Raw genomic sequence first — 23,872 nt, forward strand, 5'->3', positions numbered from 1 at the left:
CAGGTTCTATTCCGATATCGAACGGGTCAAACAGATATTCAGCAAACCCGAAATGAACGTAGGCTGGTTCAGCGCGGGCGAGCGGTTCGCCGATTTCCTGAAGAAGATACCCGCTCTCCTGCTGCTCGGGTTCTACATGCTCTGCAAGTTCATACAGGTGTTCTCCTTAAGCGTGATCCAGAAACGCACACGCATCTCTTTCGGATTCTTTCTTGGCATGTTCGACGGCTTTTTCCCCGCAAGAAAGAAACCGGCAACCTTTGGACGATCCGAAGGGCTGCCGGATGGAGAGAGTCCGGTGTCTCCGGAACCGGCGTCGAATCCATAAGGAACCAGGCGGGCTCGCCGTGAGTGTCATCCTTGAAGCGGATGTGCGTCAGGTGGTTGAGAGAGTCGGGAACGCCTTCCGTCGACTCAGCGGCAGGAGCCTGCTGCTTGCGGGTGGAACAGGATTTGTGGGGACCCATCTCTTGGAAACTCTGGCCTACCTAAACGACCGAGTCCTGGATCGGCCCTGCCGTGTGGTTGCCGTTGCCCGCCATCCGGAGTCCTTCTCTCGGAAATGCCCACGATTGGCCCATCGTAGGGACATCCAGTGGGTCAAGGGAGACATCCGATCCTTTCATCCCCCGCGAGGCCCGTGGTCGTTTATCGTCCACGCGGGCGCCCCATCCGATCCCAAGAAGCTGAAAGGTAATCCACAGGAGGTGATGGACGTGATCGCGGCGGGGACCCGAAGACTTCTCGAATTCGCCTCGGAGAAGGAGACGGAGGCGTTTCTGTTCCTGAGTTCGGGCGCCGTCTATGGTCCTCAGCCTCCTCAACTGGACTCACTCCCCGAAACTTACCAGGGCGGACCCGACACCCGAAACGGCCGCTCCGGATACGGTGAAGCCAAGCGTTATGCGGAAGTGCTCTGCCAAGCGTGCCTGGAGAGCAAGGGGATCCCCATCGTGGTGGCCCGGTTATTCACGTTCGTGGGCCCGCACATGGATCTAGACGCAGGCTTCGCCGTCACGGATTTCGTCCGTCAGGGCCTGAGGGACCGCGTCATCCGAATACAAGGAGATGGCCGCGCTATCCGCACGCTGTGCTACAGTGCGGACATGACCGTAGCGATATGGAAAATACTGTTGAGCGGGCGCAAAGGACAGGCCTATAATGTCGGGTCGGATCTGGAAAGGATCTCCATTGAAGAATTGGCCGGAAAAGTTGCGGGCATCATAGGACTTCGATGCAGGATCAGAGTCGAGAGGAAAGGGGGCGGAGATTTTCTTCGGCCGCGGTACGTCCCCGACATCACGAAGCTCAAGTCCGAACTGGGGTTTTCTCTCCATCACGATCTGGATCTCTCTCTTCGAAGAACGATCGAGCACGTGAGAGAGAAGGCCGCCACATAGTCCTTACAGGGCGGGCCGCGCTGGAAAAGAAGAGAGCAAAACCGTGAGGGGCTGCGACTACGTGGCGGAGTTTCTGCATCAACACAAGAGCAGGCATGTGTTTGTTTTGACGGGCGGGGCGATCGCGTTTGTCGTGGATGCCGTGGCACGCCGGAGGGACATCGAACTGGTGGGATTCCAGCACGAGCAGGCTGCCGCCATGGCCGCGGACGCCTATTCTCGTTTCGGCGAAGGGCTTGGGACAACCTTGGCCACGAGCGGGCCTGGAGCGACGAATCTGATCACCGGCATAGCCTGTTCATTCTTTGATTCGATTCCCACGCTCCATATCACGGGCCAGGTTCCCGTGCAGGAATCCAATGTCGGAACCCGAATTCGGCAAGTCGGTTTCCAGGAAACCGACATCGTTTCGATGGTGAAGCCCATCACCAAGTATGCGGTTAGGGTGACGCGGATCGATGACCTGCGGTATGAAATGGAGAAGGCGGTTTACCTGGCCACCTCTGGCCGAATGGGGCCGGCCCTGGTCGATGTTCCGATGGACATTCAGCAGCAGGACTTTGATTTTGGGTCCGCTCGTGAGTACGTGGCTCCAAGCGCCCGCGGATCGGGGGAAGGCGGCATGACCGGCGACTCGATGGAACTCCGTCGTCAAATCGATGAAGCGCTCCGCCTGATCGCCCAAGCACGGCGGCCTGTGGTGATCGGTGGATCCGGGGTGCGACGGGCAAAGGCGGAGGCCGAATTCATGGAGTTGGTGGAACGGCTCCAATTCCCGGTTCTGGTCCCCTGGGGCGCCTTGGACCTTGTCCCCCACGACCATCCTCTGCATGTCGCCCAGTTTGGCATCTATGGAAATCGCGGCGCCAACCTTGCCGTTCAGAACTGCGACCTCCTGTTGTCGATCGGTTCCCGACTCGATACACGGCAGACCGGTGGGGACCCGAAGACTTTTGCGCGTGAAGCAAAGAAGATTGTTGTTGATATTGATCGCGCAGAGTTGGGCAAGAGGTTGGAGGTGACCCACCCGATTGAGTGTGATGCCGGAACGTTTCTGCGAACGATGAACAGGGCCCTTTCCGAGTTCCGTGTGCCTGATGTCACCGAATGGAAATCACGCGTGGCGACGTACAAGGCAAGATATCCTGCCGTGGTGAGGGCGGACTTTGACGAGAAAGGATACGTCAATCCGTACGTTTTTTCGCAGCAGGTCGGAGGGCTGACGGAGCCGGGGGATATGCTGGTCATCGATACCGGTGGAACCCTGGTGTGGATGTATCAGGGGCTGTTTGTGAAAAAGGGCGTGAGAGTGTTTACGGCGGCCGGCCATTCCCCGATGGGATACGCGTTGCCGGCGGCCATGGGCGCTTGTCTCGCGCGTGGACATCAGCCTGTTCTTTGCTTTATCGGGGACGGCGGTTTGCAGCTTAATATCCAGGAGTTTCAAACCCTCAGGAACCTGTCTCTCCCGATCAAGGTTTTTGTTCTGAACAATAACTGCTACGGCATTATCAAGCAGTTCCAAGACTCCTGGTTGGGTTCCCGGTACTGGGCCAGCGACCCCCAGGGGGGGTACAGCTCGCCGGATTTCCGGGCCGTGGCGGCAGCGTACGGAATCGAATCCATCGCGATTTCCAGCAATGACGAGATCCGACCCAAGGTGATGGAAGCCTTGAAACACCCGGGGCCTGTCCTCGTTGATGTTCTCATCCGGGGCGACCAAAAGCTTGTCCCCAAGACGGAGTTCGGGAATCCCATCGAAGATTGCTCCCCGATGCTTCCGGATGACGAATTCTATTCGAACATGCTCGTGAAACCGCTGCCGAGAAAGAGGGAATAGGTTTTGCACGACGCGCAGAAAGAACGAGCCAGGGTGTCCATCGTAATCCCGGTGTTGAATGAGGAGGATAACATTCCCCGTCTGGAGCAGGAACTGCTCGCCGCGATTGCACACCTGCCCTATCAATTTGAGTTTCTGGTTGTGGATAACCACAGCGCGGATGGGACAAGGGAACGGGTTAAGGCCATCTGTCAACGCGATGATCGATGGAAGTACCTCCGCTTCAGCCGCAACTTCACGGTCGAAATGTCCATCACCGCCGGGTATCATTTCGCGTCCGGTGATGCGATCATCGTCCTCTATTCCGATCTTCAGGATCCCCCCGACGTTGTACCCCGGCTGATTGAAAAGTGGCGCGAGGGGTACGATGTGGTGTTCGGGGTGCGGGAGGTTCGGCCCGGGGATCCCGCATGGCGCAACTTCGCCGTCAAGGTTGCTTATCGACTGATCAACCGGCTTTCCGACGTTCCGATCCCCGAGAACACCGGTGACTTCCGACTGATCACGCGGCGGGTGAGGGATGCCTTGGAGCAATGCGGAGAGTACAACCGGTACCTGCGCGGGCTCATCGCGTGGCTCGGTTTTCGGCAGATCGGCATCCCCTATGAGCGACGGCCCCGAACCGCGGGTGCGAGCAAAGCCCCGCTCTGGGACCTCATTTTCTTCGTGTTCAATGCCATTACAAGTTTCTCCTTGAAGCCGTTGAGACTGTTTACGTTGATGGGATTCGTGCTGATTGGAATGTCCTTGATCGCCGCCTGCGTCTACTCCTTCCTCTATCTGATCGGGTCCCCTCCTCCGGGAATCACGACCTTGATCGTGCTCTCCTTTCTAGGCATCGGCCTGAACAGTCTGGGGATCGGGGTGCTGGGCGAGTACCTCGGCCGGGCGTACGCCGAGACCAAGCATCGACCGCTCTACGTAGTCGAGGAATCCGTAAATGTCCCATGGCCGAACCGTGGGGCGGTGGAGACCCGCGGCTGACCGCCTGACGTCGGAGACGAAGGATGACCCCGGCGAAGCGTCAGACACTCCTCCCCCAACTTCTTGCCCTCCTGGGCGGAACCTCCTATGTTGTCCTTGTTCTCTGGGGTTCGCCCATCCGGGGTCTCTCCATGGGGAGGCAACATCTCAGACACGATCATGTTTGGCTCTACAGTTTCTTCTACGATCACCTTCACTCCGTCAACCACTTCGGAGAGATCGCCTGGTGGCACCCCAATATTCAGTACGGGTTCCCTCTCTTTTTCCCGTCGATTCTCGGAACCAACACCACCACGCCGCTCTTTGCCGCGTTCACGCTCGTCGCCTGGCTCTTGGGACGTCTGGGCGTTCATCTTTCCTCATTCTTCGTCCCCTACCTGCTCTATCACGCGCTCCTGGTTCCCCTTTTGTTCGGTCTTGGCCTCCTGCTGCTTGTCCGCCGCCTCCTGAGAGAACGAGCGCTCATCCTTTTCGTGATCATGGCGGGCTGCGCATGTCCCGCCGTGGTCTTCCAGAACTCGGACGTCGGCTTTCTCGAACAGACGGGCTACGGCTTTCTCTATGCGGCGGCTTTCCTCCGATTCCTGAAGAACCCGGGGCCGCGGACTTTTTGGCCCGCCGTCGTGTGCTGCCTCGTATTGGGAGTTTCAACCAACCTCATGTTCTTTTGCTGGAACGTCCTCTTCGTGCCGATTTGGACCTTCCTGTCGATGATGTGGCGGCCGGGAGGCATGGGAGGCCAGGTTCGCAAACTCGTGAGAAGTGTCCCCATCGTGCATGGGTGCGCCGCCCTGCTCATGGCAGGGATCTGCATCCTCCCGGGTCTCGTCACTCTGATCGACGGCGAAGGTATCCTGAGATCCAGGATGGGGGCTGAGACCTACAACTACACCGACCTGTTCCCCGGGAACCCGCTTGAGATCCTGAGCGCGGGGGTCCCGGGAGCGGGGTTTGAATGGAGCGACAACCACGAGTGGGAATTGGCGCCGATGCACAAGGAAGGGGCCCATCGCGGATATCATTATGTCGGGTCGCTTGTCCTGGCTCTGGCTTTTTTCTGCCTTGTTCTGGGCCGACCTTTCTGGCGCCAAAGACTCCTTCTCTTCGTGGCCGCTTTCTCGATGATCGTGCTCCTTAGCGCGCACAGCCCGGTGTTCAGTCTGCTGCTATCCTGGCTGGGTCCGCTCAAACGCATCAATCACTACAGCGATGTGGTATTCCGGGCCGGGTTCTCGGCGATCCTCACCCTGATGGCCGGGATGGGTTTGGAGGGAATCTTGCGGAGTAGCCAACGTTGGAGATGGGTGTTTTTGGGAGTATTCGTCTTGACCGCAACCGGGTCCATGCTTCTATTTGGGGTGATCTACCGCAACGAAATATACTCGAACTGGCTGTTCGGGTTTGAGCTGGTGGCCATCATGCTGGAATTGGCCGTGGTGGTGTGGCTTGCTTTGGCCCGGGGACGGGTTCAAGTCCGCAGATCGGTTCACTTCCTTGCCTTTCTCGTTCTCTTGGACAACTCTACCGTGGCCTTCTGGTATATCCGGTCAATCGGTTTGCCTCATCGCGCCGAGATCATCGAACCCTCCTTGGAATCGATCGGCATTACGGGTCAGCCGAGTTTTCACGCCAATACGTTGCTCTATTTGAAAAATGTCAAAGCATTGCAGGCAGCGGGCATCAATCCCGAATCACTGCCAAAACTGGGGTTGGCCGAAATGGGGGGAGAGGAAGGAAAGAGAAACGGGTCGGAAGTGAACCCAGGCATGCCCCTCCAAGGGTCAGCCATCCGCTCCAATCAGGGTCCCGCGATTCCCGATAACGCTCCGGTGGCCATCCGTCCACTGCTCGCCGGCGAAGAGATTGCCATCCTAGGACAGACGTACAACCGGATTCAGTTGAGCGTATCCGCCGCCGAACCGTCGCAGCTTTTCTGGAGAGACGCCTACTTCGCCGGTTGGTCGGCCACGGTGAACGGAAGAGCGGAATCGATCACAAAGCCTTTCGGGGCATTCAAGGCTGTCCCGGTGCCACGAGGCCGCTCCAGCGTGGAATTCCGCTTCTCACCCCCCGGCTCCGTGGGGCTTGCCTTGTTAGCAGCCTATGCGTGCATCGTGGGCGCCCTGCTTCTCTGCGTTTGGGTTCCGAGGAGACATCGCTAAAGCCGGTTGCGGGGGGTGGGGTGAATTCTCCATCGGAGCGGTCGGAGCTGACCGTTATCATTCCTGCGAAGGATGAGGCGGAGAACCTCTTGACCCTTCTCCCCAGCCTGAGAGACACCCTTCGCGGCCTGCCCTGCCGGACGGATATTCTCGTCGCCGACGGTGGATCGAGCGACGATACCGCGGGTGTTCTCGGTCGGCTGGGCGTGGCGATGTTCAGACAAGAGAGTGCCGGCTACGGGGGCGCGCTACGCGAGGCTTTCAAGAGAGTGATCGCCCCCTACGTGGTTACTATGGATGCCGATTACTCCCATCCGCCGAGATTCATTCACCAACTCTGGGCCGCGCGCGGCACGGCGGATCTGGTCATCGCTTCGCGGTATGTTCCCGGCGGTCGGGCTCAAATGCCGGTCGTGCGGCTGGTCCTGAGCCGGGTCCTCAACCGGATCTACGCGCGTTTCCTGCGCCTTCCGTATCGCGACCTCTCCAGCGGCTTCCGCTTGTACCGCCGGGCCGCGCTCCAAGATATCGGCGAACTCACTTCATCGCATTTCGAGGTCTTGCAGGAAATCTCCATCAAGCTGCACGGCCGTGGTCGCCGGATCCGCGAGATTCCCTTTCACTACGCTCCGCGCAAGGAGGGGAAGTCGAAGGCGCGAATTTTCCGATTCGGCGCGGCGCACCTGCGATCGCTGAGGAAGATGTGGATCCTGAGAAATACTCGGAAATAAACCGAATAAACCGTGACAGTATACTATTATTCTTCCAAATAGAGTATACTGTCACCGAGAATATCGATCCTAAGATCCATCAAAGCGGGCGATCGCATAGAGATTTTCACCGCCGAAGTTTCGGACCGCCAGGTAGGGAATCATGAAGGGGCCTCCGAGGTTCACCGCCGATCGAATCATCGCCCCTTTCGCGCGGCGGAGTGGCGTGATCCAGCTTCGTAGGAACGCGGATCGGCCCTTCGGTCCATTTTCCGTTCCCTGCATCCCCGGCGCCATCGTAGAAGAGAGGGCATTCACGCTCGTGGCGGAGAGCAGAAGATTTTCGAGGTAAGATCGCGCCGCGCGGAGATCGTGGGAAGGCTGGATCACCAATTTTTCAACGTGGAGCCCGGCTTTCTTCAAGGCCTTCTCGAAGGCGGAATGGGTCCACCGGGTCAGGTGGTGGGGAGGGAAATCCCAACTTTCCCGGCCGAACCGAAGGGTCCACCGCTCCGCATTCGGAGTCGACAGGACCAGACACCCTTGCCTCTCAACCAGCGGCCGGAGGTTCTGGAGAAATCCGACGGGGTCCGGGAGATGTTCGATCACCTGAAAGCAGACCAGTACGTCGAACGACCGGACCCCCGCCATCGAGCGGGGTTCAAGAAAATTCGCCGTGCGCAGATCCGAGAGCCCGTAGTGTGCGCCGGCAAATTTCAAGGCCCGCTCGTTTACGTCAAACCCCGTGACTTGGTAGCCTGCATCGCGCGCCCGACTCAGGAAATGACCGGTATGACATCCCAACTCGGCCAGTCTCCCTCCGCGACAGGGAAGATCTTTGAGGAGCCGGCCGAACTCCCACCTCCAGTAGAAATCCGGCGAGAAGTGAGTCTCATAGTACGCTTGATCGCCTGCTTTCATCGGTGAGCTGAAACACAGACCGCACGAGAGGCATTCCGCCACGGTGAATTCGCCGCAACGCTCCACCGCGCGGAACTTGCGTTCTTCGCGACAGACAGGGCACGGTCCCTTCACTTCTGTGGACTCCGCGCTCCGGCTTGACCCTGCCGGGTGGGACGACGGATCAGGCATGATGGCGAAGTATGCTTTTGTCCCGGTGGAAAGCCAAGTCGAACATCCCGGCACAAAGGGCGGCCGAGTAGATGGTGCAGGCGATGGGGAACAGGTACGGATGGGTCACATTTCGGCGGTTCAACACCCAAATCCGGAATAGGCCGGAGATGGCGGCAAGGCTGGCCGTTCCCTGCCAGTTCTTGAGATAGAAGTAGAGAAGCGATTTCAACTCCTCGGCCAGCGGCAGGTGTGCGAATCGCCGCTTCGTGCGGGTCCCCCCGCTGGGCGCTTTTAGGTGGTAGATCCCCGCTGTGGGATCTTGAGCGATGCGGCCCCCGGCGAGGTGGAACTTTCGCCCGAAATCGAGGTCCCCGTGAAGGCTGGCGCGACCGAAACACTCGTCCAGCCCCCCCACCGCGATGGCTGCGGAGCGAAGCACAGAGCAGTTACACGTGCGGAGGATCGAGATTTCGGTGCGGAGGGTGAGGGTTGCCGGGATGTGTGTCCATCCGAAAGGGTGGGTGAGCATCCAATCGGGGATCTTGTCCAGCGGCTCAAGGTTGCTGCCGCGCTCCCACCAGATGGCGCCGTTGACCGCCACGAGGTCCTTTTCTCCGTAGTTCAGGAGATGGCGCCGCACGAAATCGCGCTTGATGAGGATGTCATCATCCACAATCAGCACGATTTCGCCTTTCGCCTCCCGGATGCCCACGTTCCTGGCGCGGCACGGATTGGGCTCCTCCTGCCGGATGAGCCGAATGGCACCCGAACGATTGAGGCGGTCCAAGTCTTCGCGGGTCTTTTCCAGATGCGAGACCGACTGGTCGATGACGAGAATCTCGTCCGGCTTGCGGTCTTGGTCGAGGAACTGCTGAATCGTCATCCGGAGGACTTCCTCCCGGTTATACGTAGGGATGACGACGCTGATGGAGGGGTTCACCCCGCTAGAGGCCCAGCGGCCTGCCGCGGGGAGGGACTCGGATCCGCCTTCTCGTAGGCGGGGGTCTGAATGCCCGTGCGAGCCTCTAACGGGGTTCAAGTTTGGGCGCAAATCAGGATATTCGCGCCTCCGGGGAGCCTTTCATCGAGATCGATGAGGGCCTCCCAGAAGCCAGCCCGGCTCATCGGCAATTGGATCCCGCTGCCATACCCGGACAGGAGGTAGAAGAGGGATCCCCACCGGCGATGGGTAACGACGCGAAATCCCGCATCGGAAAGCCAACCCAGAACGCCCTCCGCCCGCGCTTCCAATCCCCGAATGTCCTCGGGTTTGGAAAGAAATGCCGCGGCGGCCTTCCTGGGCACGGCCCCCAGCCACGAGAAAACGGGCATGAAGAGAACCAAGCGTCCACCGGGTTTGAGAATCCGTCGAATTTCTCCAATGGCCGACTGCGGCTGATCGAGATGCTGCAAGACGGCCCGGCACACGGCCGCGTCGAACTCCCCGGTTTTGAAGGGCAGTCGCTTGATGTCCGTGCGGACAAGATTCAGAAGGGGCGTGCGCTTGGCGGCATCGCCCAGCATCGCGGCGGAAACGTCCACGCCGACCCTTTGGACACCCTCCGGGAGGTGGGAGAGAAGAATCCCCGTTCCGCAGCCGACGTCCAATACGCGGGCACCGGGGGTGGGACTCAGCCATTCGACGCACCGTCGGATGGAGCGCAAATAGACGCGCTGCGCGGAAACAGATCGGACGTAGTAGTTGCGCACGAAATCGTCGCCCAGCTTCAGGAAAGTATCTTCGGCCATGAAAGGGGGGGGGCCTCGACTCCGGCCTAGGCGGCCTTCAACGCCATGGCAACCCGGTCCACCTGTGTCTCGGAAAGCGAGAGGGCGGAGGGCAGGCTGATCAGGTGCCGTGACCAATAGTAAGCGTTCGGGAATCGCTCGGCCAGTTCGGCCTCCCGCATGGCGCCGTAGGGCTTCAGGGCGGGAATGGGCACGAACGCCGACCGAAATTCAATTCGCGCCTGGGTGAGACTCTTCCTGATCCGATCGGCCGAATTTTCGTCCGCCGCCAGCAGACTGCACAGCCAGGGCACCTCGTTTTGATCCATCTTCAGCATCCCGCCCAGCGGGGATCCCTTGAGGCGCTCTTCGTACCATCGTTGGATTTCCCTTTTTCGAGCGACGATCTCCTCCAGGCGCCGGAACTGACCCACCAGCAGCGCGGCCTGGAGATTGGTCAATCTGTAGTTGTAACCGGTTTCGAGATGGTCGTAGGAGCCGGCGGTCAACACGCCCTGATTGGACAGCAGGTAAACCCGGTCGTGAACCTCGCGGTTGCGCGAGGCGACGGCGCCACCCTCGCCCGAGGTCACGTTCTTGTTGGCGAAGAAACTGAAGGCCGAAACAATCCCGGAGGCGCCGACCGGCCGCCCGTTGACGCGGCATCCCAGGGCTTGGGCGGCGTCTTCAGCCACCCAAAGGCCTCGCCGCGAAGTCTCTTCAACCAGCTCAGAGAGGTCGGCAACCACTTTGCCGTAGAGATGAACGGCCCAGAGTCCGACCGCACCCTGCCGGGCGAGTTCCGGGAGGCATGAGCCATCGAGAACGGGCCGGTCTCTGCGAACATCCACAAAAACCGGTTGGGCCTGTTGGTATCGGACGGCGTTGGCGGTGGCGACGTAGGTAAACGCGGGAACGCCCACCTTATCGCCCGGACGGACGTTCACGGCGAGCATGCAGAGATGACAGGCCGCCGTCCCGTTCGACACGAGACGGATGTGCGGCATTCCCGTAGCCAGGGCCAAGGCTGCTTCCGCTTCGGCGCTGAACGACCCCTTGGCAATCTCATTCCGTCGGACCGCCTCCGCGAGGCGGTCTGTATCCTCCTGAGCGAAGGCCGGCCCGCTCACGCGGATGAACTCGGGCGCGTTGGCTGAGGAAGAGCTTCCGGCGGGCTCAAGGCCGGCGGTCGATGGGATTCGCCCTTGGACGGTGGGAAGCGTTCGATGGAGACCGATTCGGACGAGGTACTTGAACAGGGCGGCGGTATATCCCGAGAAAATACTGAGAAACTTCGTCTTGCTTTGGCCGGCGGGCCGCAGCTTGTAGAAGACCGGAATTTCGATCATGGAAAGGCCGAGCCCAACCGCCTGATGGAGCAGGCGAAAGAAGTAGTCCCCGTATCCGAAAAAAATGGCATCGAGAGGGAGACGATCCATCCATGCGCGCCGCATCGCAAAGAACCCGCAGAGATTGTCCTGGATGCGGGTGCCCAGGACGATCCGAATCGCCAGGTTGTAGAGGGAGCTGCAGTAGTAACGGAACCCGTCCTGCATCCCCCCCCCGAACACGAAACGGGAGCCGACCACAAGATCGTAGTAGCCCAGGAGGTCTCTCATGACCGGGATGACGCGCGGATCGTGGTTGAAATCGGTGTCCATGACCAGCAGATGGTGCCCCCGGGCCTCTTCGAGTCCCCTCCGAATGGATTTCGCCAGGCCCCGATCCGTTTCGCGGATGATCAGACGCACACGGCCGTCCGCGCCGAATTCCCGGCGCACGACGTCCGCCGTTCCGTCCGGACTCGAATCGTCCACCACGATGACTTCAACCCCCGCTCCAGAGGCATCCAGGATGGCACGAATCAGTGGGGCGATGTTTTCTGCCTCGTTGAAGGTGGGAAGGATGACGGAGAGCAGCGTTGATGGACCCATTCAGGAAAGCCTTGCCGCCCTATATAACAAAGCACAGTCGCGCGGGCAAACCCGTCCCAGCCGGCTCGATTCAGGTGAAGTCCCACGTTCGGACTTGTGCAAACGGGACGGAAAACGTATGGTTCGCGGCGAATGGGCCACCCCCGGCCGAGCCGCTTTCAGCGGGCCCCCTTGCGGGGACTCAGCGTCGTGCTTCTCTCGGCACGGCGGCTGTCCTGCCGCCGGACACGCCGCCTAGCCCACCTCGCCGCATTGGCCGTCTTGGTCACAATCCTTTCAGCTCTGAAACCCATCACCCTCGACGAAACGGCCTACCACGCGGCCGCCGCGCAGATCGCCCGCGCCCCCTTGGACCCCTATGGATTCGTTCTGTTCTGGCTCCAGTCTCCCCTGCCCGCCAACCATTCGATCCTCCCGCCGGTGAGCAACGCGTGGTGGGCTCTCGGGCTCCGGATTCTCGGTGACCATGTACCCGCGTGGAAGCTGTGGATGTTCCCATTCAACTTTCTTTTCGTCCTTGGACTTCACGGCCTGCTTCGCCGAACGTGCCGGGGCCTTGAAACGACGCTGTTGTGGATGACTTCTCTCTCCCCGGTCTTTCTCCCGGCTTTCGGCCTCATGTTGGATGTCCCGTCCATGGCTCTTGCGCTGACCGGGCTGAACCTTCTCATGACGCCGGGGCAGAGGGGGAGTGTCCGCCGCGCGTCCCTTGCAGGCTTGTTCTTCGGCCTTGCCGTCCAGACGAAGTACTCGGCGTTTGTCCTCCTTGGAGCTGGATGCCTGCACACGGTCCTGTTTGGAAGAATCCGGCGGGGAGTTGCGGCCGCGGTCATCGCTTCAACCCTGTTCCTGTCGTGGGAGGTGTTCACGTACGTGAAGTACGGGGAATCTCATTTCCTGCATCCGATCCTCCACGGATACCCCATTCACGTTGAGCCATGGCCCCATTTCATCCGGCCGCTATTTGTTTTTACGGGAGGGCTGCTGGCCCTGCTCGCCCCGCTCGGATTTCTGGGTCTCGGTCTTCCCGGCTGGGTGTCCGTGGCCCTCATGGCGTCAACGGCGCTGGTCTATGCGGTTGTGGGCGTGTTCCCGGAGGCCGCGATGCCGTGGGCGACGCGGTTTCATATTGCCGAAACGCACTTCTCGCTGATTCGAAGGCTGTTTGCGGGGCTGGGCATGGTTCTGTGGGGAACGATTCTGGCCGGCGCCGTTCGCGGCATGGCATGGGATGCGGCGCATCGAGGGTGGAGGGCCTTTCGGCGGGCTTCGCGGAGATCCGAGATCTTTTTGTTCGCCTGGCTCGCGGCTGAAATCGTGGGGTACTTCGCCCTCTCGCCCTTCCCGGCGGCACGGCGGTTCATGGGAATGGCGGTCGTGGTCACGATGATTCTGGGCAGGCTGGCGTGTGTCCGGCGGGGGCGAGGCGCAAGCGCCTTCCTCCTCCCTTGCGCCGCCGTTCTCCAGATACTTCTGGGTCTCGCCTATGCCGGGGTCGATGAAATGGAAGCCCGGTCACACCAGCGGGGCGTGGCCTTGGCCAAGGATTGGATCGAGCAGCGCGACCCCGCGCCCTCGGTCTGGTACACGGGCCACTGGGGATTCCAGTTCTATGCGGAGCGCGCCGGGATGCAGCCGATCGTCCCGGAGCACTCGATGGAAAAATCCTATCTCGACCTTCCGCCGGCCTCCTTCATCCGGGCTGGGGACTGGTTGGTCATCCCGGATGGAAGCGTGTCCAAACAGCAGGTCAAGCTGGATGGAGAGTCAGGACCGCTGAGCCGGAGGACCACCCTTCGGATCGCGGATCGCAATCACTATCGCACGCTCTGGTGCTATCACGGCGGGTATGCGCCGCTGTGCCGCCTCGGAGGTCCGAGGCTGGAGGTGGACGTCTACCGGGTGGATCGGGACTTCACGGCCGGCCCGCCGTAGGATTGTTTTTCATGACACCAATGCGCCGCCAAATCTGTCTTGCTCTTTTCTGGAGCGGGCTGTTCGGCTTCTTCGTCGGCGCGTTCGGGCACGCCACATGGCAGATCGCCGTGGAAGATGCGCAGGTGCTCGCCGGGGTTGTCCAATATCCCTTCAAATCTCCCGAGTACCAGGCGCGTACGGCTCTCTGGGCCTTTGCAAATCAGATCAGCGCCGTCTTGCTCTGGCTGGGGATCTCCGAGAGGGTCCTCTCGATTGCCTGGAGCGGATTTCTGAGCTGCCTCTCTTTTCAGGCGCTTTCGTTGCTGACCCTGGTCATCAGTCGGAACGTGCTGCCGGCCATCGCATGTCCATTCCTGGTCCACTACTCGCGCCTGCTGGAATCCGTGGGCGATGTGGTCTACCCCGTCTACCTGTCCGGCCTGCATACCCACGGGATTCTGGGGCTGTCGTACATGGTCCTTACCGTGGGAATCCTCTCGTCGGGGCGCCGCCGCCTCGGGGCGTTCTTGCTCGGATTCGCCCCGGCCGTACATGCGAGTTGGGCCGTTTGGACCTGGGGACTCGTGGGCATTGTTTGGCTGATTTCCGAACACCACAAAAAGTTTGCCATGCGAAAAAACGCCGGAGCATTCCTGTTCGGGGTTCTGATCGCCGGGATAAGCTACTCGGTTCAGCGCTTCGGCTTCCGAGATGTTCCCGCGGTGCCGGGCGAGACGGCCGCGGCCTACTGGGATGCCTTCACGCGGCTCTGGGACTATCACCGAAGGCCGCTTTCATGGGCCGAGATCTCGTCGAGTCGCACGTTCTTTCTTTCGGTGATCGGTCTGGGCATCGGAGGGTGGGGCCTGCTGAGGATGAGGCACTCGATCCCGGCCGGCGGCGTTGTGCTTCTGAGGATTTTTTTCCTGGCGACGGGCCTGGGCATCTTCGCGCTGCTCCTGCACGCGGTCCCGTTGGGCAAGTTGCCCTCCGCCGTCGCCCTCCTGATGCCCGGACGGTGGATCAACCTCGCGTCGTTCATGACGCTCCCGATCTTCCTGGGCTTGCTGGGAAGTCGAAGGGAGAATGGCGCCACGCAGGCGGTCTTGGCCGGATTCCTATTGGTGGTGGCGATCCAAGCGCCCTTCTGGGTGCTCAAGGGCCTGGCGTTGTTTCTCGTCCTGTTCGTTGCCTCGGAATTCTTCAGCGGTGTCTTGCGCACATCGAGCCGGGCGGGCAGGAGGGTTGCCGCCGCCGGGCGGGCGGCACAGGCGATCGTTCTGCCGGCGATGGCCTTGTCGGTCTTGATCCACTCATGGAAGGCCTGGCCCGACTCCTGGAGGCAAATGCGAGACCGGGAAAATGACCCGTTTTTCTCCTCGATGGCCGGCGGCCAAGGAATGGTGATCGCCTCGCCCGCCGCGAACATGCTGCAACTCCGGACGCGACGGCCGATGCTTTTTTCCGAATCCAAATTGGATCTTGTCTCGTACGTGCCGTCGATCGGTCCCGACCTCAACCGGCTTCTCAACGTTATTTCGAACCTGGATTTTCTCTCCCCGCCGATGCGTCCGGACGCGCACATCGACGGTTTGAGGTCGATGAACTTCGGTTGGCTGGGCGGTCGAGTGAAGCAGACGTGGGAGTCGCGCGACGCGGCGGGTTGGCAGGCGATTCGCAGGGAATTCGGCGCGACCGAGGTGGTGACGTTGGCCGACTGGCGACTCCAACTTCCGGAAGCCGCGCGCAACGAAGAGTTCGCGCTCTACCGCATCCCGGCCGGCATGGAGGAATGACGGCGGCGAGTCGGACGGAAGAGACCCGGGTCACAGGCCGGCCGTGATGGCCGATCACGAAAGGACAGGATCACGACTGCGCCCCCGCGGCCGAGCACCGCGGGCTATCGTTCCGTAAGCCTGACACGGAGGGCTTCCTCGACATCCTTGCCGGTCTTGGCGGCGAAGTACCAGTCCATGGTTTGCTTGAGCCCTTGATGGAAGGCGACTCTCGGTTTCCATCCCAGGAGCTTCTCGGCCAGTGAGTTGTCGGCCACTCGATTGACGGGCCCCGTAGGCATCTCCGGCTTGGTCACGATTCGGGGCCGGAAGGAATCCCCGCGAAGTTCCGCCGCGTATTGGATGACGGAGTTCACCGCATCCAAGACCCGGATTCGCTCCATCGTCCCGAGATTCACCGCCGTTCCGTCACTTATTTTCTCCGCGGCCAGGAGGGTCCCTTCCACGATGTCGTCCACGTACGTCCAGTTTCGGATCTGTTCGCCGGTTCCCCACACTTCGAAGGGATCCTGCTTGACAAAGGCGCGAGCGATCATCGCCATGACGGCATGGTTCTCCACGCCCCTCGGGCCGTATACGGTGAAGAACCTGCAACTGGCGCAGCCGACTCCGAACTGCTTGTGAAGCGCCACCAGGGTCATTTCCGCCATGAGTTTCGCCCAGCCGTACATATTGTCCGCGTCATAAGGCGGGCCGACGTCCGTTTCTCGGAGGTAACGCTTGGTCTGGGGATCCCGTTGCAGATGGTTTGGGTAGACGCATCCTGACGATGCAAAGACGATCTTCTTCACGCCCGCCGCGACGGCGGCGCGAAAGACCAGCCCGTCCAGAACCAGGTTTGATGCGCATTCGGCCTGATGGAGGTCCACGTACCCTCGTCCGCCATGGTCGGCGGCGAGGTGGAAGACCACCTCCACGCCCTCGGCGGCGCTCTTGGCCGCCCCCTGCTCGTTCAGATCCGCGCGCGTGAATTGAACTCCTCCACGGGAGATCAGCGGTTCCAGGTTTTCCAGCTTTCCGCTGCTCAGGTCATCCACGACGCTCACCTTCGCGCCGCGCCTCGCGAGTTCGCGGACAAGATTGGAGCCGATGAAAGATGTACCCCCCGTCACCAAGACAGGCTTGTCTTTCCACTCGTATTCGGAAACAACCCGTTGATTCATTTCACGCCTTTCAAATCACTTTCCTGATTCCATCTCGACCCGCGGTCTTGCCCGCCTACCGGGGCCCGACGACAGCCACTGCGGGGCAGGAGTTAGGCCGCCGGAGCACTTCCGCGTCTCAGCCTTGCCCCGGAACCACTCGTGGATGATACTCCGAAATGTCGGCATTCGACTCTGGAAGGAAGAGGAAGGGGTCAAGTCTTGAATTGGCACAGGTGGGCAGGGATGGTGGTTCACAGATGTATCAATTCAAGACTTGACCCCAGGTCTGCCAAGACTTGACCCCAGGTCTGCTAATAAAGTATACTGTCACCTATTATTCCATAAATGGCGGAGCGCCAGGGCGAAGCAGATCGTCTGGATGGACGCGGCGATCGTGGAGACGGGCTCCGGAGGCAGAACGGCCCCGATGAACTCGTTCACTCGCCCCTGAAACGCGATCCATGGATCGGACGGAATGGATTCCAGCAGCGGGCGGATTTTCGCAAGGAGCGGTTGCGCGGGTGCCGTGTCCAGGTGGAAACTGGGGAGGAGTTGCGGGCGTCCGAAGCGGGCGTGGGAGAGAATCACCAGGAAGTGGGCGCCGCACATGGCGAGCCAGATGGGAAGCAAGGGACGGTGAACGGCCGCCCTTATCGCTCGTGGGCCTTGCTTGGCTTCGCGCAAGGTCCACGTCCAAGGACGGCGAAACGAGGGTGCATGGAGACCGGGCGCCGCCAGCAGGATCATCAGCACGAGGGCCGCGTAGGCGTGGTTCTCGTGGGCGCGGGTTCCGAGTTGCGGGACAGTCAGACCCGTCACGATCATGAGGAGCAGGATGGCGGTATGCCGCTGAGATCCCTCCCGCATATCCGTGCCGGCCCTGAGGACTTGAGGGAGCCCGCGGAGAATCGCTTCGGTGAGCCGCAGGAGGGCGGGACCGGCAAGGATCAAGAGAAGCCCCGCGGCGAGGAGGACCAAGAGTGAAACGAAGTAGAACATTGAATACCGGCCGAGAACGAGACTTGGGTGCATTGCGGGATCGGAGGGGCGAAGCCATCCCAGTCCGCAGATCACCAGCAGGAGCCAGCCGCAGAGTCGCGCGAAGCGGCCGGGGTCGCCGGTCCACCGGCGGCCGGGGATCGCGGGAATCCGGAGCGTAAACGCGAGGATAATCAGAACGGCCAGGATGATGCCGGTCCGATCCAGCGCCGCGAACAACGAAGGGGGAAGTACCAGCGCATAGGTCGGCCCGGGCTGATCCAGAACGGCTTGGAAGAGTCGCGTGACCGGTCGCCAGACGCTCACGCAGTTGTTGCAGAGGGCCACCATGTACCCGGATACGAAAACGTACTGCCTTGGAAGGGCCGCCGCATCGCCGCCGCCGAGCACGAGAAAGACCGCGCCGGCCAGGAGAACCGAGGATGCCCCCGCTGCGTACCAGACCAAGGCCGCTCTTCTTTCCCGGAGGAATTGGAAGGTCAGGAGCAAGAGGACCGGAGCCCCGAAGAACATGAGGCCTTGCGGCTTGAACATGGCGCTTCCGAGGAGCGCGGCGCCCGTGGCCGCCCATGCCAAGCGATCGTCCCGGATACCACGGAGCAGCAATAGCGACAGCAGAACCATGGAAGTATGGGCGCCGTCCCAGTAGCCCTGCCATGCGCCGTGAAGGATGAACCAGGGGTTCAACCAGAAAAGATAGTACGCCCATCGCTTGCGCTCCGCCCCCAGAAGACGCGCCAGCAGCCAGAGGATTCCGGCTTCAAAGCACAGTTCGAAAAACTTGTGCGGCGCCCACCAGAATCTCGGGATGGCATCGGCGATCCGGTATGCAGCGCCGGCAAACCAGAAGGAGAGGATTCCGTACCCGCCGTCTCCCGAGAAGGCGTGGGCCAGACCCTCGCTCGTGACCCGGGGGCCCCAGTCGAAAACCCAGGGGTCCGGGTCGGCCATCCCGTTGAAGAGAAGTCCCGGGGCCCTGAGTAGAAGGCCCAGAAGGAAAAGGAGGACTTCAGCCCGGCGATTCCTATCCACTTTTCTTTCCCATGGCGCGGAACCGCCGGGTTGCCCGACCGACGATGGGCGGAAGGAGGGCCTTTGCTCTCGCTTTCCATTTTCCGGCCGCCGCGCGCTTGAAGAAGTTCACGCACTCGCATTTCATGAAGCGAGAAGCGTCGTCATGGCCAAATTGCGACTCGTAGGCGCGTGTGAGATCCATGGCGAAGCCGGCCTGAGTGTCCAGGAGGGCGAACACCCACAGGAGGAGATAGTCGCGCCGATCCCGCTTCGATTGTTCCAGCCAGGCGATGGAGCGAAGATACCGGGCTTCCGCGTACGCGGGCGACGGCTTGCAGGCCCACGAGACGAGGGACTCGGTCAGAGGCGGGGCCTCACGGGAAAATTCTCCCACCGTTGCCTGCCTGAGACGCAGGGCGGCGCCGATTTTCAGATCCGAGATCCAGAAGCCCGTTTCCGCCAGTTCCCGGTGGGCATCGACGAACAGATCCTCCCCTTCGTAGGCGTGGATCAGGCCCGGTTCGATGTCCAGCGCCAAGACGCCGTTGCGGAGGGCGTTCGGGAGGCTGTTGAAGATCCGGAGATCCGCCCCCTGAGTGTCGCACTTGAGCCAGTCCACGCGATCCAGTCCGAGCGATCGAATCACGGTCTCCAGCGTGGCCGTGGGAACCCGCGTCTCTTTCACCACCCGGAAGGAATCGACGAATTGGTAATCCGAGAGGGACTTCAGGTCGGGTCGCAGGAGGCTCGAACAGTAGGGGGAGCGCGTGAGGTAGAACGGCGCTTCCGCGATCGAAGCGTCCCACGTTACGGCCTTGTTGACGATACAGGTTCGGTGAAATCGCCCTTCCTTGATCTCGCGCATTTCCCGGAGATCCGGATCAAAGCCGATGTAGATCGACTGGGGGGCGATTCGTTCCCAGATGGCGGGAGGATCACCGGAGGCCCCGACATCGACGAGAACCGGAGGCGTTCCCAACCGGGCCAGCGGGATTTCGAACGAGGAGGACTTCATCAAGCCACGCGGCACAGGTAGGTTCGCGCTTGGACGGGCTCGCCCAGGTGGCTGTCCAGATAGCTGTGTGGGACGCTTTCATAGGTGCGCTCCAGATGGAGAGGGTCTTTCTCGAAGTGCGCGCACAGCTCGTTTTCGTTGAAGATGATTTCGACCACCGGGCTGTTGTAGGCCAGTTTGCGAAGCAGGGTCGTGGCTCGGCGCCGAACGACGGGAACGGTGTGAAAAATGCACCAGCGGCGCGAAACCCGCCCGGCCTCTTGGATGGCCTCGGCGTAGCCCAGGAGATGCATCAGCACGGTGCCGGAGATCAAGACATCGCAACCGTTCGTCTTCAGGGGCAGGGCCGTGGCATCGCCCACCAGAAACGGATGATCGGGTTGGCTCGACCGGGCCAGATGGATCATGGGCGTGGAGTAGTCCAGGCCGACGTAATCGATGGGTTGCTTGAGGAGGAAGCGGAGGACTTCCGCATTCCAGCCGTTCCCGCATCCCGCTTCGACCAAGCGGGAAGATGCGAGACCTGTGTCCGTCACGGCTTGGGAGAGGGCCAGAAAATCCTCTCGGGGCCGGCCGGCGTACATCTCCTGCAGGACCGGCTGGAACGCGTCCCGCTGGCGGGCGGGGACGTCCGGGGATTGCCAGCCCTTCGTCAATTCCGCCGGGGGGGGGGAGGTCAGGATTTCGCATCGAAACGGGTCGTGAGCCGGCCGATCCCGTCGAAGGATTCGGCGAAGCCGTCTACGCAGTTCAGTCCGCATCCGCAAGGCCCGACGTGCTTTTCTCCCTCAGGCCTGCTGGAGCTGCGCGCCGCGGCCCGGCCCCGAGGAGGACGCAGGGAGAAACCCGACTTTACTCCGGGCGCCGGTCCAGCGCACATCCGGGATCAAGACGTGTTTCCGGGCCAGGATACGCGACTTGAACGGCCCGAGGTCCTGAAGCATCGTCCGCACTTCCGTTTCGACGTCCACGGAAGGCTTGTAGCCCAAATCGAAAAGCTTCCGGTGATCCGGGTTGTAGTAGTGATCTTCCGATTCGAGGCGGGGATTCTCCAGGGGCCGGATCTCCACTCTCAAGCCGAGCCCGCCGCCGACCTGTTGAACGATCTGCGCGAGTTGGGTGACGTTGTAGACCTCCTGAAACTGGTTCAGCACGCGGTATTCCCCCTTGGAAGCGGGATTCTCCAGGGCCAGCGTCAGGCACTGCATGGAGTCTCTCAGCGGGATGAATCCGCGCTTCTGCCCGCCTTTCCCATAGGGGGTGAGCGGATGGCCCATTACGGCCTGACAACAGAAGCGGTTGATGACGGTGCCGAAGGCTTGATCGAAATCCAGCCGCGTCATGAGGGCCGGAGCCGTTTCCGCCCCGCCGGCCCGCGTCCCGAAGACGACTCCCTGCATGACGTCCGTGGCTCGCAAGCCCCAGATCCGGCAGGCAAACATGATGTTGTTCGATCCGTGTACTTTGCTCCAGTGGTACCAGGATCCCCCTTGGCGCGGGAAAGGCAGCCGGTCCCGTCGTCCTCGGTACTCGATTTCGAAGAAGCCCTCCGGGATATCGAGGTTTGGGGTTCCATACTCCCCCATGGTGCCCAGTTTTACCAGGTGGGTATCGGGGCTCCGGTGGCGGATGGCGAAGAGGAGGTTGAAGGTGGTCGTGAGGTTATTCGTTTGGACGAATACGGCGTGGTGCGCGTCGACCATCGAATAGGGTGCGGAGGGGCATTCTCCGAAGTGGACGACCGCGTCCGGCCTGAACTCGCGGACCAGTTTGTCCACGAAGGCATACCGTCTCAGGTCGCCCTTCCAGAATCGGAGCGGTTTTCCGAACCGTTTCTTGAACGCGCGCAGGCGTTCCGCGATGGGAGGGGTGGGGATGGCGCTCCACGAGCCCATTTCCTGAACCCACTTTCGGCGGAAAAAGATATCGGCCCCGGCCACGTCATGCCCGCGAGCCGCCAGGGCTTGGGCGAGCGGCCATCCCAGGTATCCATCCATGCCGGCGATCAGTATTCTCATTTCACGACCTCCTTCACTTCAAGCGCCATGTCCGGAAAACGAGGACTCATACAGTTGATGGAATTTTCTTGCCATCGCCTCGGGGCTGAACTCCCGCGCCCATCGTTGGGCGCCTTCACGGCCTATTCTCTGCCGTTGCTCGGGGTCCGACAGCAGGGATTGCAGGGCGGAGTGAAGAGCTCGGAAGTCGCCCTCGGGAACGATGATCCCGGCTTCTCCGATCACTTCGGGGATGGCCCCCGAATCGGACCCCACCACGGGGATCCCGCACGCCATGGCCTCGCCGATGACGCGGCCGAATTGCTCGCTCATGCCCGGGGTGGTGAGCGAGGGAACCGCCAGGATATCCATGGAGTGGAGATAGGCCGGAACCTCACGGGCGGAGACTCCACCGGCGAATCGGACCCGATGGGAGAGGCCGGTCGCCTGGGCGAGGAGGAACGCGTCGGAAAGGAAGGGGCCGTCACCGACGATCAGGGCGGCGGCGTCCGGCAAGCCGTGAAGCGCCGCCAGCAGAATGCTGATGCCCTTGTCCCAAATGATCCGGCCGATGAACCCCACCGTGGGTTTGCCGGCCGTGCCGTGGGTATCCCGCACGCGGCGCACGGCATCGGGGTCGGCCGTTTTCGCGATGCAAGGCCGGAAGGTGCGCTCAATCCGGAGCCGCCGGGGATAGCCGGCATTCCGCATGGCGCGGATGGCGATGGAGTTGACGGTGTTCCCGCCTGCGATCACCCTCCCGACCGTGGCCCACCAGAGTTTGGTGTGCCTTCCGAGCGGCGGCGCGGTGTTTGTGCTCTGCCAGAAGAAAACTCTCGAACAGAGCCGATGGTAGGCACAGAGACGGGCGATCTGTCGGAACTGGGGCGTCGAGGGCTCTTCATACACGTGAATCACGTCGGGATGGGCCTTTCGGAGCGCCTGTTTCAGAGGGGACTTGGCGAACTCCGATGCCCAATAGGACGGATCTTTCAGTGGAAGATGGATGATCCGATAACCTTCGTGCGGCACGTCGGCCGACCATTTCAGGAGCTTCGCCCAGGGCGGGCCCGGGAAGGGGTAGACTTCATCCGCCACGATCACCGTCAATTCGACGCCGGGAATGCGCGCCATCGCTTCGAACGTGGCCCGGTCGACGGGATCCAACCCATACGCACAGACGATCGTGATCTTCATGTGGGCTTCCCCACGGCCGCCCCGGCGCCTGGGCGGCCCCGTCGGAGCCGGTCGATCGCGCCCCGTTTGATCGCACGGGCCACGTTGGTCCAGAAGATGCCGGATTCCCGCATTTCCGGGATCCTCAGCAGGGCGGCGCAGAAGCCCAGAAATTCAGGAATGGAGTTTGCGGCGAGGTATTGGAGCGTGAACCAGGGGTCGCGCACGGTTTGATCGATGAGCGCCCGCTTGCAGGACTTGAATTCCTCTTCCGGCAGCACTTCTCGGATGATCCGGATGATGGAGGCGTAGCCGTGGTCGGGAGGCCGGTCGTAGTAGACCTTGTTGTTGACGCGGTGTTTGACGAGGGGAAACGCGGTGTAGTACGCGGGGGCCTTCTTGAGGGCGATCCCCGTCACGTACATTTGGGCGAAGAGGCTGTCGATGTGCCGGAGGTGCCCTTCCCAATCGATGAGATCGCGGCGGAGGACCGTTCGGGAGAGCACGAAGCAAGGATGGAACAGGGACTCCAAGGCATCGGCGCCCGCGGAGAACCGTCTGGAGTTCGGGAAACCGGACCAAGACGACACCGGTGTCCCTTCATCGTTGAACCTCTCCAGGTGGCTCAGGATCAAACCGATCTCCGGATCTTCCCTCAGGATCCGGCGCACCTCCCGCAAGGCTCCGGGCAGAAGGAGATCGTCGTCCGTCAGAAAGAAGGCGTGCGATCCGCGGGCGAATTTCCAGACGTTGTGCACATTCATGGAAAGTCCCAGGTTCGACTCGTTCCGAACGTAGCGCAGCCGCGGGTCCCTGAACGAGGACACGACCTGCGGTGTGTCATCCGGCGAGGCGTTGTCGCTCACCACAATCTCCAGATCCGAATCGGACTCCTTGAGGACGCTTTGAAGACATTCGCGGAGGTTGGCGGCGCGCCGGTAGGTGGGGATGACGATGCTGATCCTCGGTGAAGGCATGGGA

The 23,872-nt window shown here is 61.3% G+C and carries 19 protein-coding genes; 8 read left to right on the forward strand and 11 right to left on the reverse strand.

Annotation, left to right across the window (positions count from 1 at the left end):
• From HYT87_17140 to HYT87_17165, 6 genes are all read left to right on the forward strand, one after another.
• Positions 1 to 328 (forward strand): hypothetical protein (locus tag HYT87_17140; protein MBI2061467.1); only part of this gene is annotated, 328 nt, incomplete at its 5' end.
• Between the two features lie 19 nt (positions 329 to 347).
• Positions 348 to 1,400 carry an NAD-dependent epimerase/dehydratase family protein gene (locus HYT87_17145; protein MBI2061468.1) on the forward strand — a complete coding sequence of 351 codons (1,053 nt, stop codon included), beginning with the start codon at positions 348 to 350 and terminating at the stop codon, positions 1,398 to 1,400.
• Between the two features lie 43 nt (positions 1,401 to 1,443).
• Positions 1,444 to 3,240 carry a thiamine pyrophosphate-binding protein gene (locus HYT87_17150; protein MBI2061469.1) on the forward strand — a complete coding sequence of 599 codons (1,797 nt, stop codon included), beginning with the start codon at positions 1,444 to 1,446 and terminating at the stop codon, positions 3,238 to 3,240.
• Positions 3,241 to 3,273: 33 nt separating this feature from the next.
• A complete protein-coding gene (locus HYT87_17155; GenBank protein MBI2061470.1) occupies positions 3,274 to 4,224 on the forward strand; it encodes a glycosyltransferase family 2 protein in 951 nt (316 codons plus the stop codon).
• 23 nt (positions 4,225 to 4,247) lie between these two features.
• A complete protein-coding gene (locus HYT87_17160) occupies positions 4,248 to 6,386 on the forward strand; it encodes a hypothetical protein (GenBank protein ID MBI2061471.1) in 2,139 nt (712 codons plus the stop codon).
• Positions 6,387 to 6,406: 20 nt separating this feature from the next.
• Positions 6,407 to 7,117, forward strand: coding sequence for a glycosyltransferase (locus HYT87_17165; protein MBI2061472.1), 711 nt, complete (start codon positions 6,407 to 6,409; stop codon positions 7,115 to 7,117).
• A gap of 69 nt (positions 7,118 to 7,186) precedes the next feature.
• Here HYT87_17165 and HYT87_17170 read toward each other — a convergent pair whose 3' ends face one another.
• The 4 genes from HYT87_17170 to HYT87_17185 form a co-directional block, all read right to left on the reverse strand.
• Positions 7,187 to 8,188, reverse strand: coding sequence for a class I SAM-dependent methyltransferase (locus tag HYT87_17170; GenBank protein MBI2061473.1), 1,002 nt, complete (start codon positions 8,186 to 8,188; stop codon positions 7,187 to 7,189).
• Positions 8,181 to 9,110: a glycosyltransferase family 2 protein gene (locus tag HYT87_17175; GenBank protein MBI2061474.1), complete on the reverse strand. Its 930-nt coding sequence runs from the start codon at positions 9,108 to 9,110 to the stop codon at positions 8,181 to 8,183. Before HYT87_17175 ends, HYT87_17170 begins: the two co-directional genes overlap by 8 nt.
• 95 nt (positions 9,111 to 9,205) lie before the next feature.
• Positions 9,206 to 9,919 carry a methyltransferase domain-containing protein gene (locus tag HYT87_17180; protein ID MBI2061475.1) on the reverse strand — a complete coding sequence of 238 codons (714 nt, stop codon included), beginning with the start codon at positions 9,917 to 9,919 and terminating at the stop codon, positions 9,206 to 9,208.
• A gap of 26 nt (positions 9,920 to 9,945) precedes the next feature.
• Positions 9,946 to 11,832 (reverse strand): DegT/DnrJ/EryC1/StrS family aminotransferase, encoded by a 1,887-nt coding sequence (locus HYT87_17185; protein ID MBI2061476.1) that lies wholly within the window; start codon positions 11,830 to 11,832, stop codon positions 9,946 to 9,948.
• A 189-nt stretch (positions 11,833 to 12,021) separates the two neighbouring features.
• On the opposite strand from HYT87_17185, the gene HYT87_17190 reads away from it, so the two are divergent.
• Together HYT87_17190 and HYT87_17195 are read left to right on the forward strand one after the other, a co-directional pair.
• Positions 12,022 to 13,767 carry a hypothetical protein gene (locus tag HYT87_17190; GenBank protein MBI2061477.1) on the forward strand — a complete coding sequence of 582 codons (1,746 nt, stop codon included), beginning with the start codon at positions 12,022 to 12,024 and terminating at the stop codon, positions 13,765 to 13,767.
• A gap of 11 nt (positions 13,768 to 13,778) precedes the next feature.
• Positions 13,779 to 15,545, forward strand: coding sequence for a hypothetical protein (locus HYT87_17195; protein ID MBI2061478.1), 1,767 nt, complete (start codon positions 13,779 to 13,781; stop codon positions 15,543 to 15,545).
• A gap of 104 nt (positions 15,546 to 15,649) precedes the next feature.
• Here the strand turns inward: HYT87_17195 and HYT87_17200 are convergent, their stop codons facing one another.
• The 7 genes from HYT87_17200 to HYT87_17230 form a co-directional block, all read right to left on the reverse strand.
• Positions 15,650 to 16,708 carry an NAD-dependent epimerase/dehydratase family protein gene (locus HYT87_17200; protein MBI2061479.1) on the reverse strand — a complete coding sequence of 353 codons (1,059 nt, stop codon included), beginning with the start codon at positions 16,706 to 16,708 and terminating at the stop codon, positions 15,650 to 15,652.
• A 309-nt stretch (positions 16,709 to 17,017) separates the two neighbouring features.
• Positions 17,018 to 18,721: a hypothetical protein gene (locus tag HYT87_17205; protein ID MBI2061480.1), complete on the reverse strand. Its 1,704-nt coding sequence runs from the start codon at positions 18,719 to 18,721 to the stop codon at positions 17,018 to 17,020.
• Complete coding sequence (locus HYT87_17210) at positions 18,714 to 19,718, reverse strand: FkbM family methyltransferase (protein MBI2061481.1); 1,005 nt, start codon at positions 19,716 to 19,718, stop codon at positions 18,714 to 18,716. Before HYT87_17210 ends, HYT87_17205 begins: the two co-directional genes overlap by 8 nt.
• Positions 19,718 to 20,479, reverse strand: coding sequence for a class I SAM-dependent methyltransferase (locus tag HYT87_17215; protein ID MBI2061482.1), 762 nt, complete (start codon positions 20,477 to 20,479; stop codon positions 19,718 to 19,720). Before HYT87_17215 ends, HYT87_17210 begins: the two co-directional genes overlap by 1 nt.
• Before the next feature lie 27 nt (positions 20,480 to 20,506).
• Positions 20,507 to 21,736, reverse strand: a complete 1,230-nt coding sequence (locus HYT87_17220; GenBank protein MBI2061483.1) for an NAD-dependent epimerase/dehydratase family protein — start codon at positions 21,734 to 21,736, stop codon at positions 20,507 to 20,509.
• An 18-nt stretch (positions 21,737 to 21,754) separates the two neighbouring features.
• On the reverse strand, positions 21,755 to 22,912 hold the full coding sequence (locus tag HYT87_17225) for a glycosyltransferase family 4 protein (protein ID MBI2061484.1): 1,158 nt from the start codon (positions 22,910 to 22,912) through the stop codon (positions 21,755 to 21,757).
• Positions 22,909 to 23,868, reverse strand: coding sequence for a glycosyltransferase family 2 protein (locus HYT87_17230; protein ID MBI2061485.1), 960 nt, complete (start codon positions 23,866 to 23,868; stop codon positions 22,909 to 22,911). The genes HYT87_17225 and HYT87_17230 overlap by 4 nt, the downstream gene beginning before the upstream one ends.
• Positions 23,869 to 23,872 lie beyond the last annotated feature (4 nt).

This window comes from Nitrospirota bacterium, from assembly GCA_016180645.1.
Lineage (GTDB): Bacteria > JACPQY01 > JACPQY01 > JACPQY01 > JACPQY01 > JACPAV01.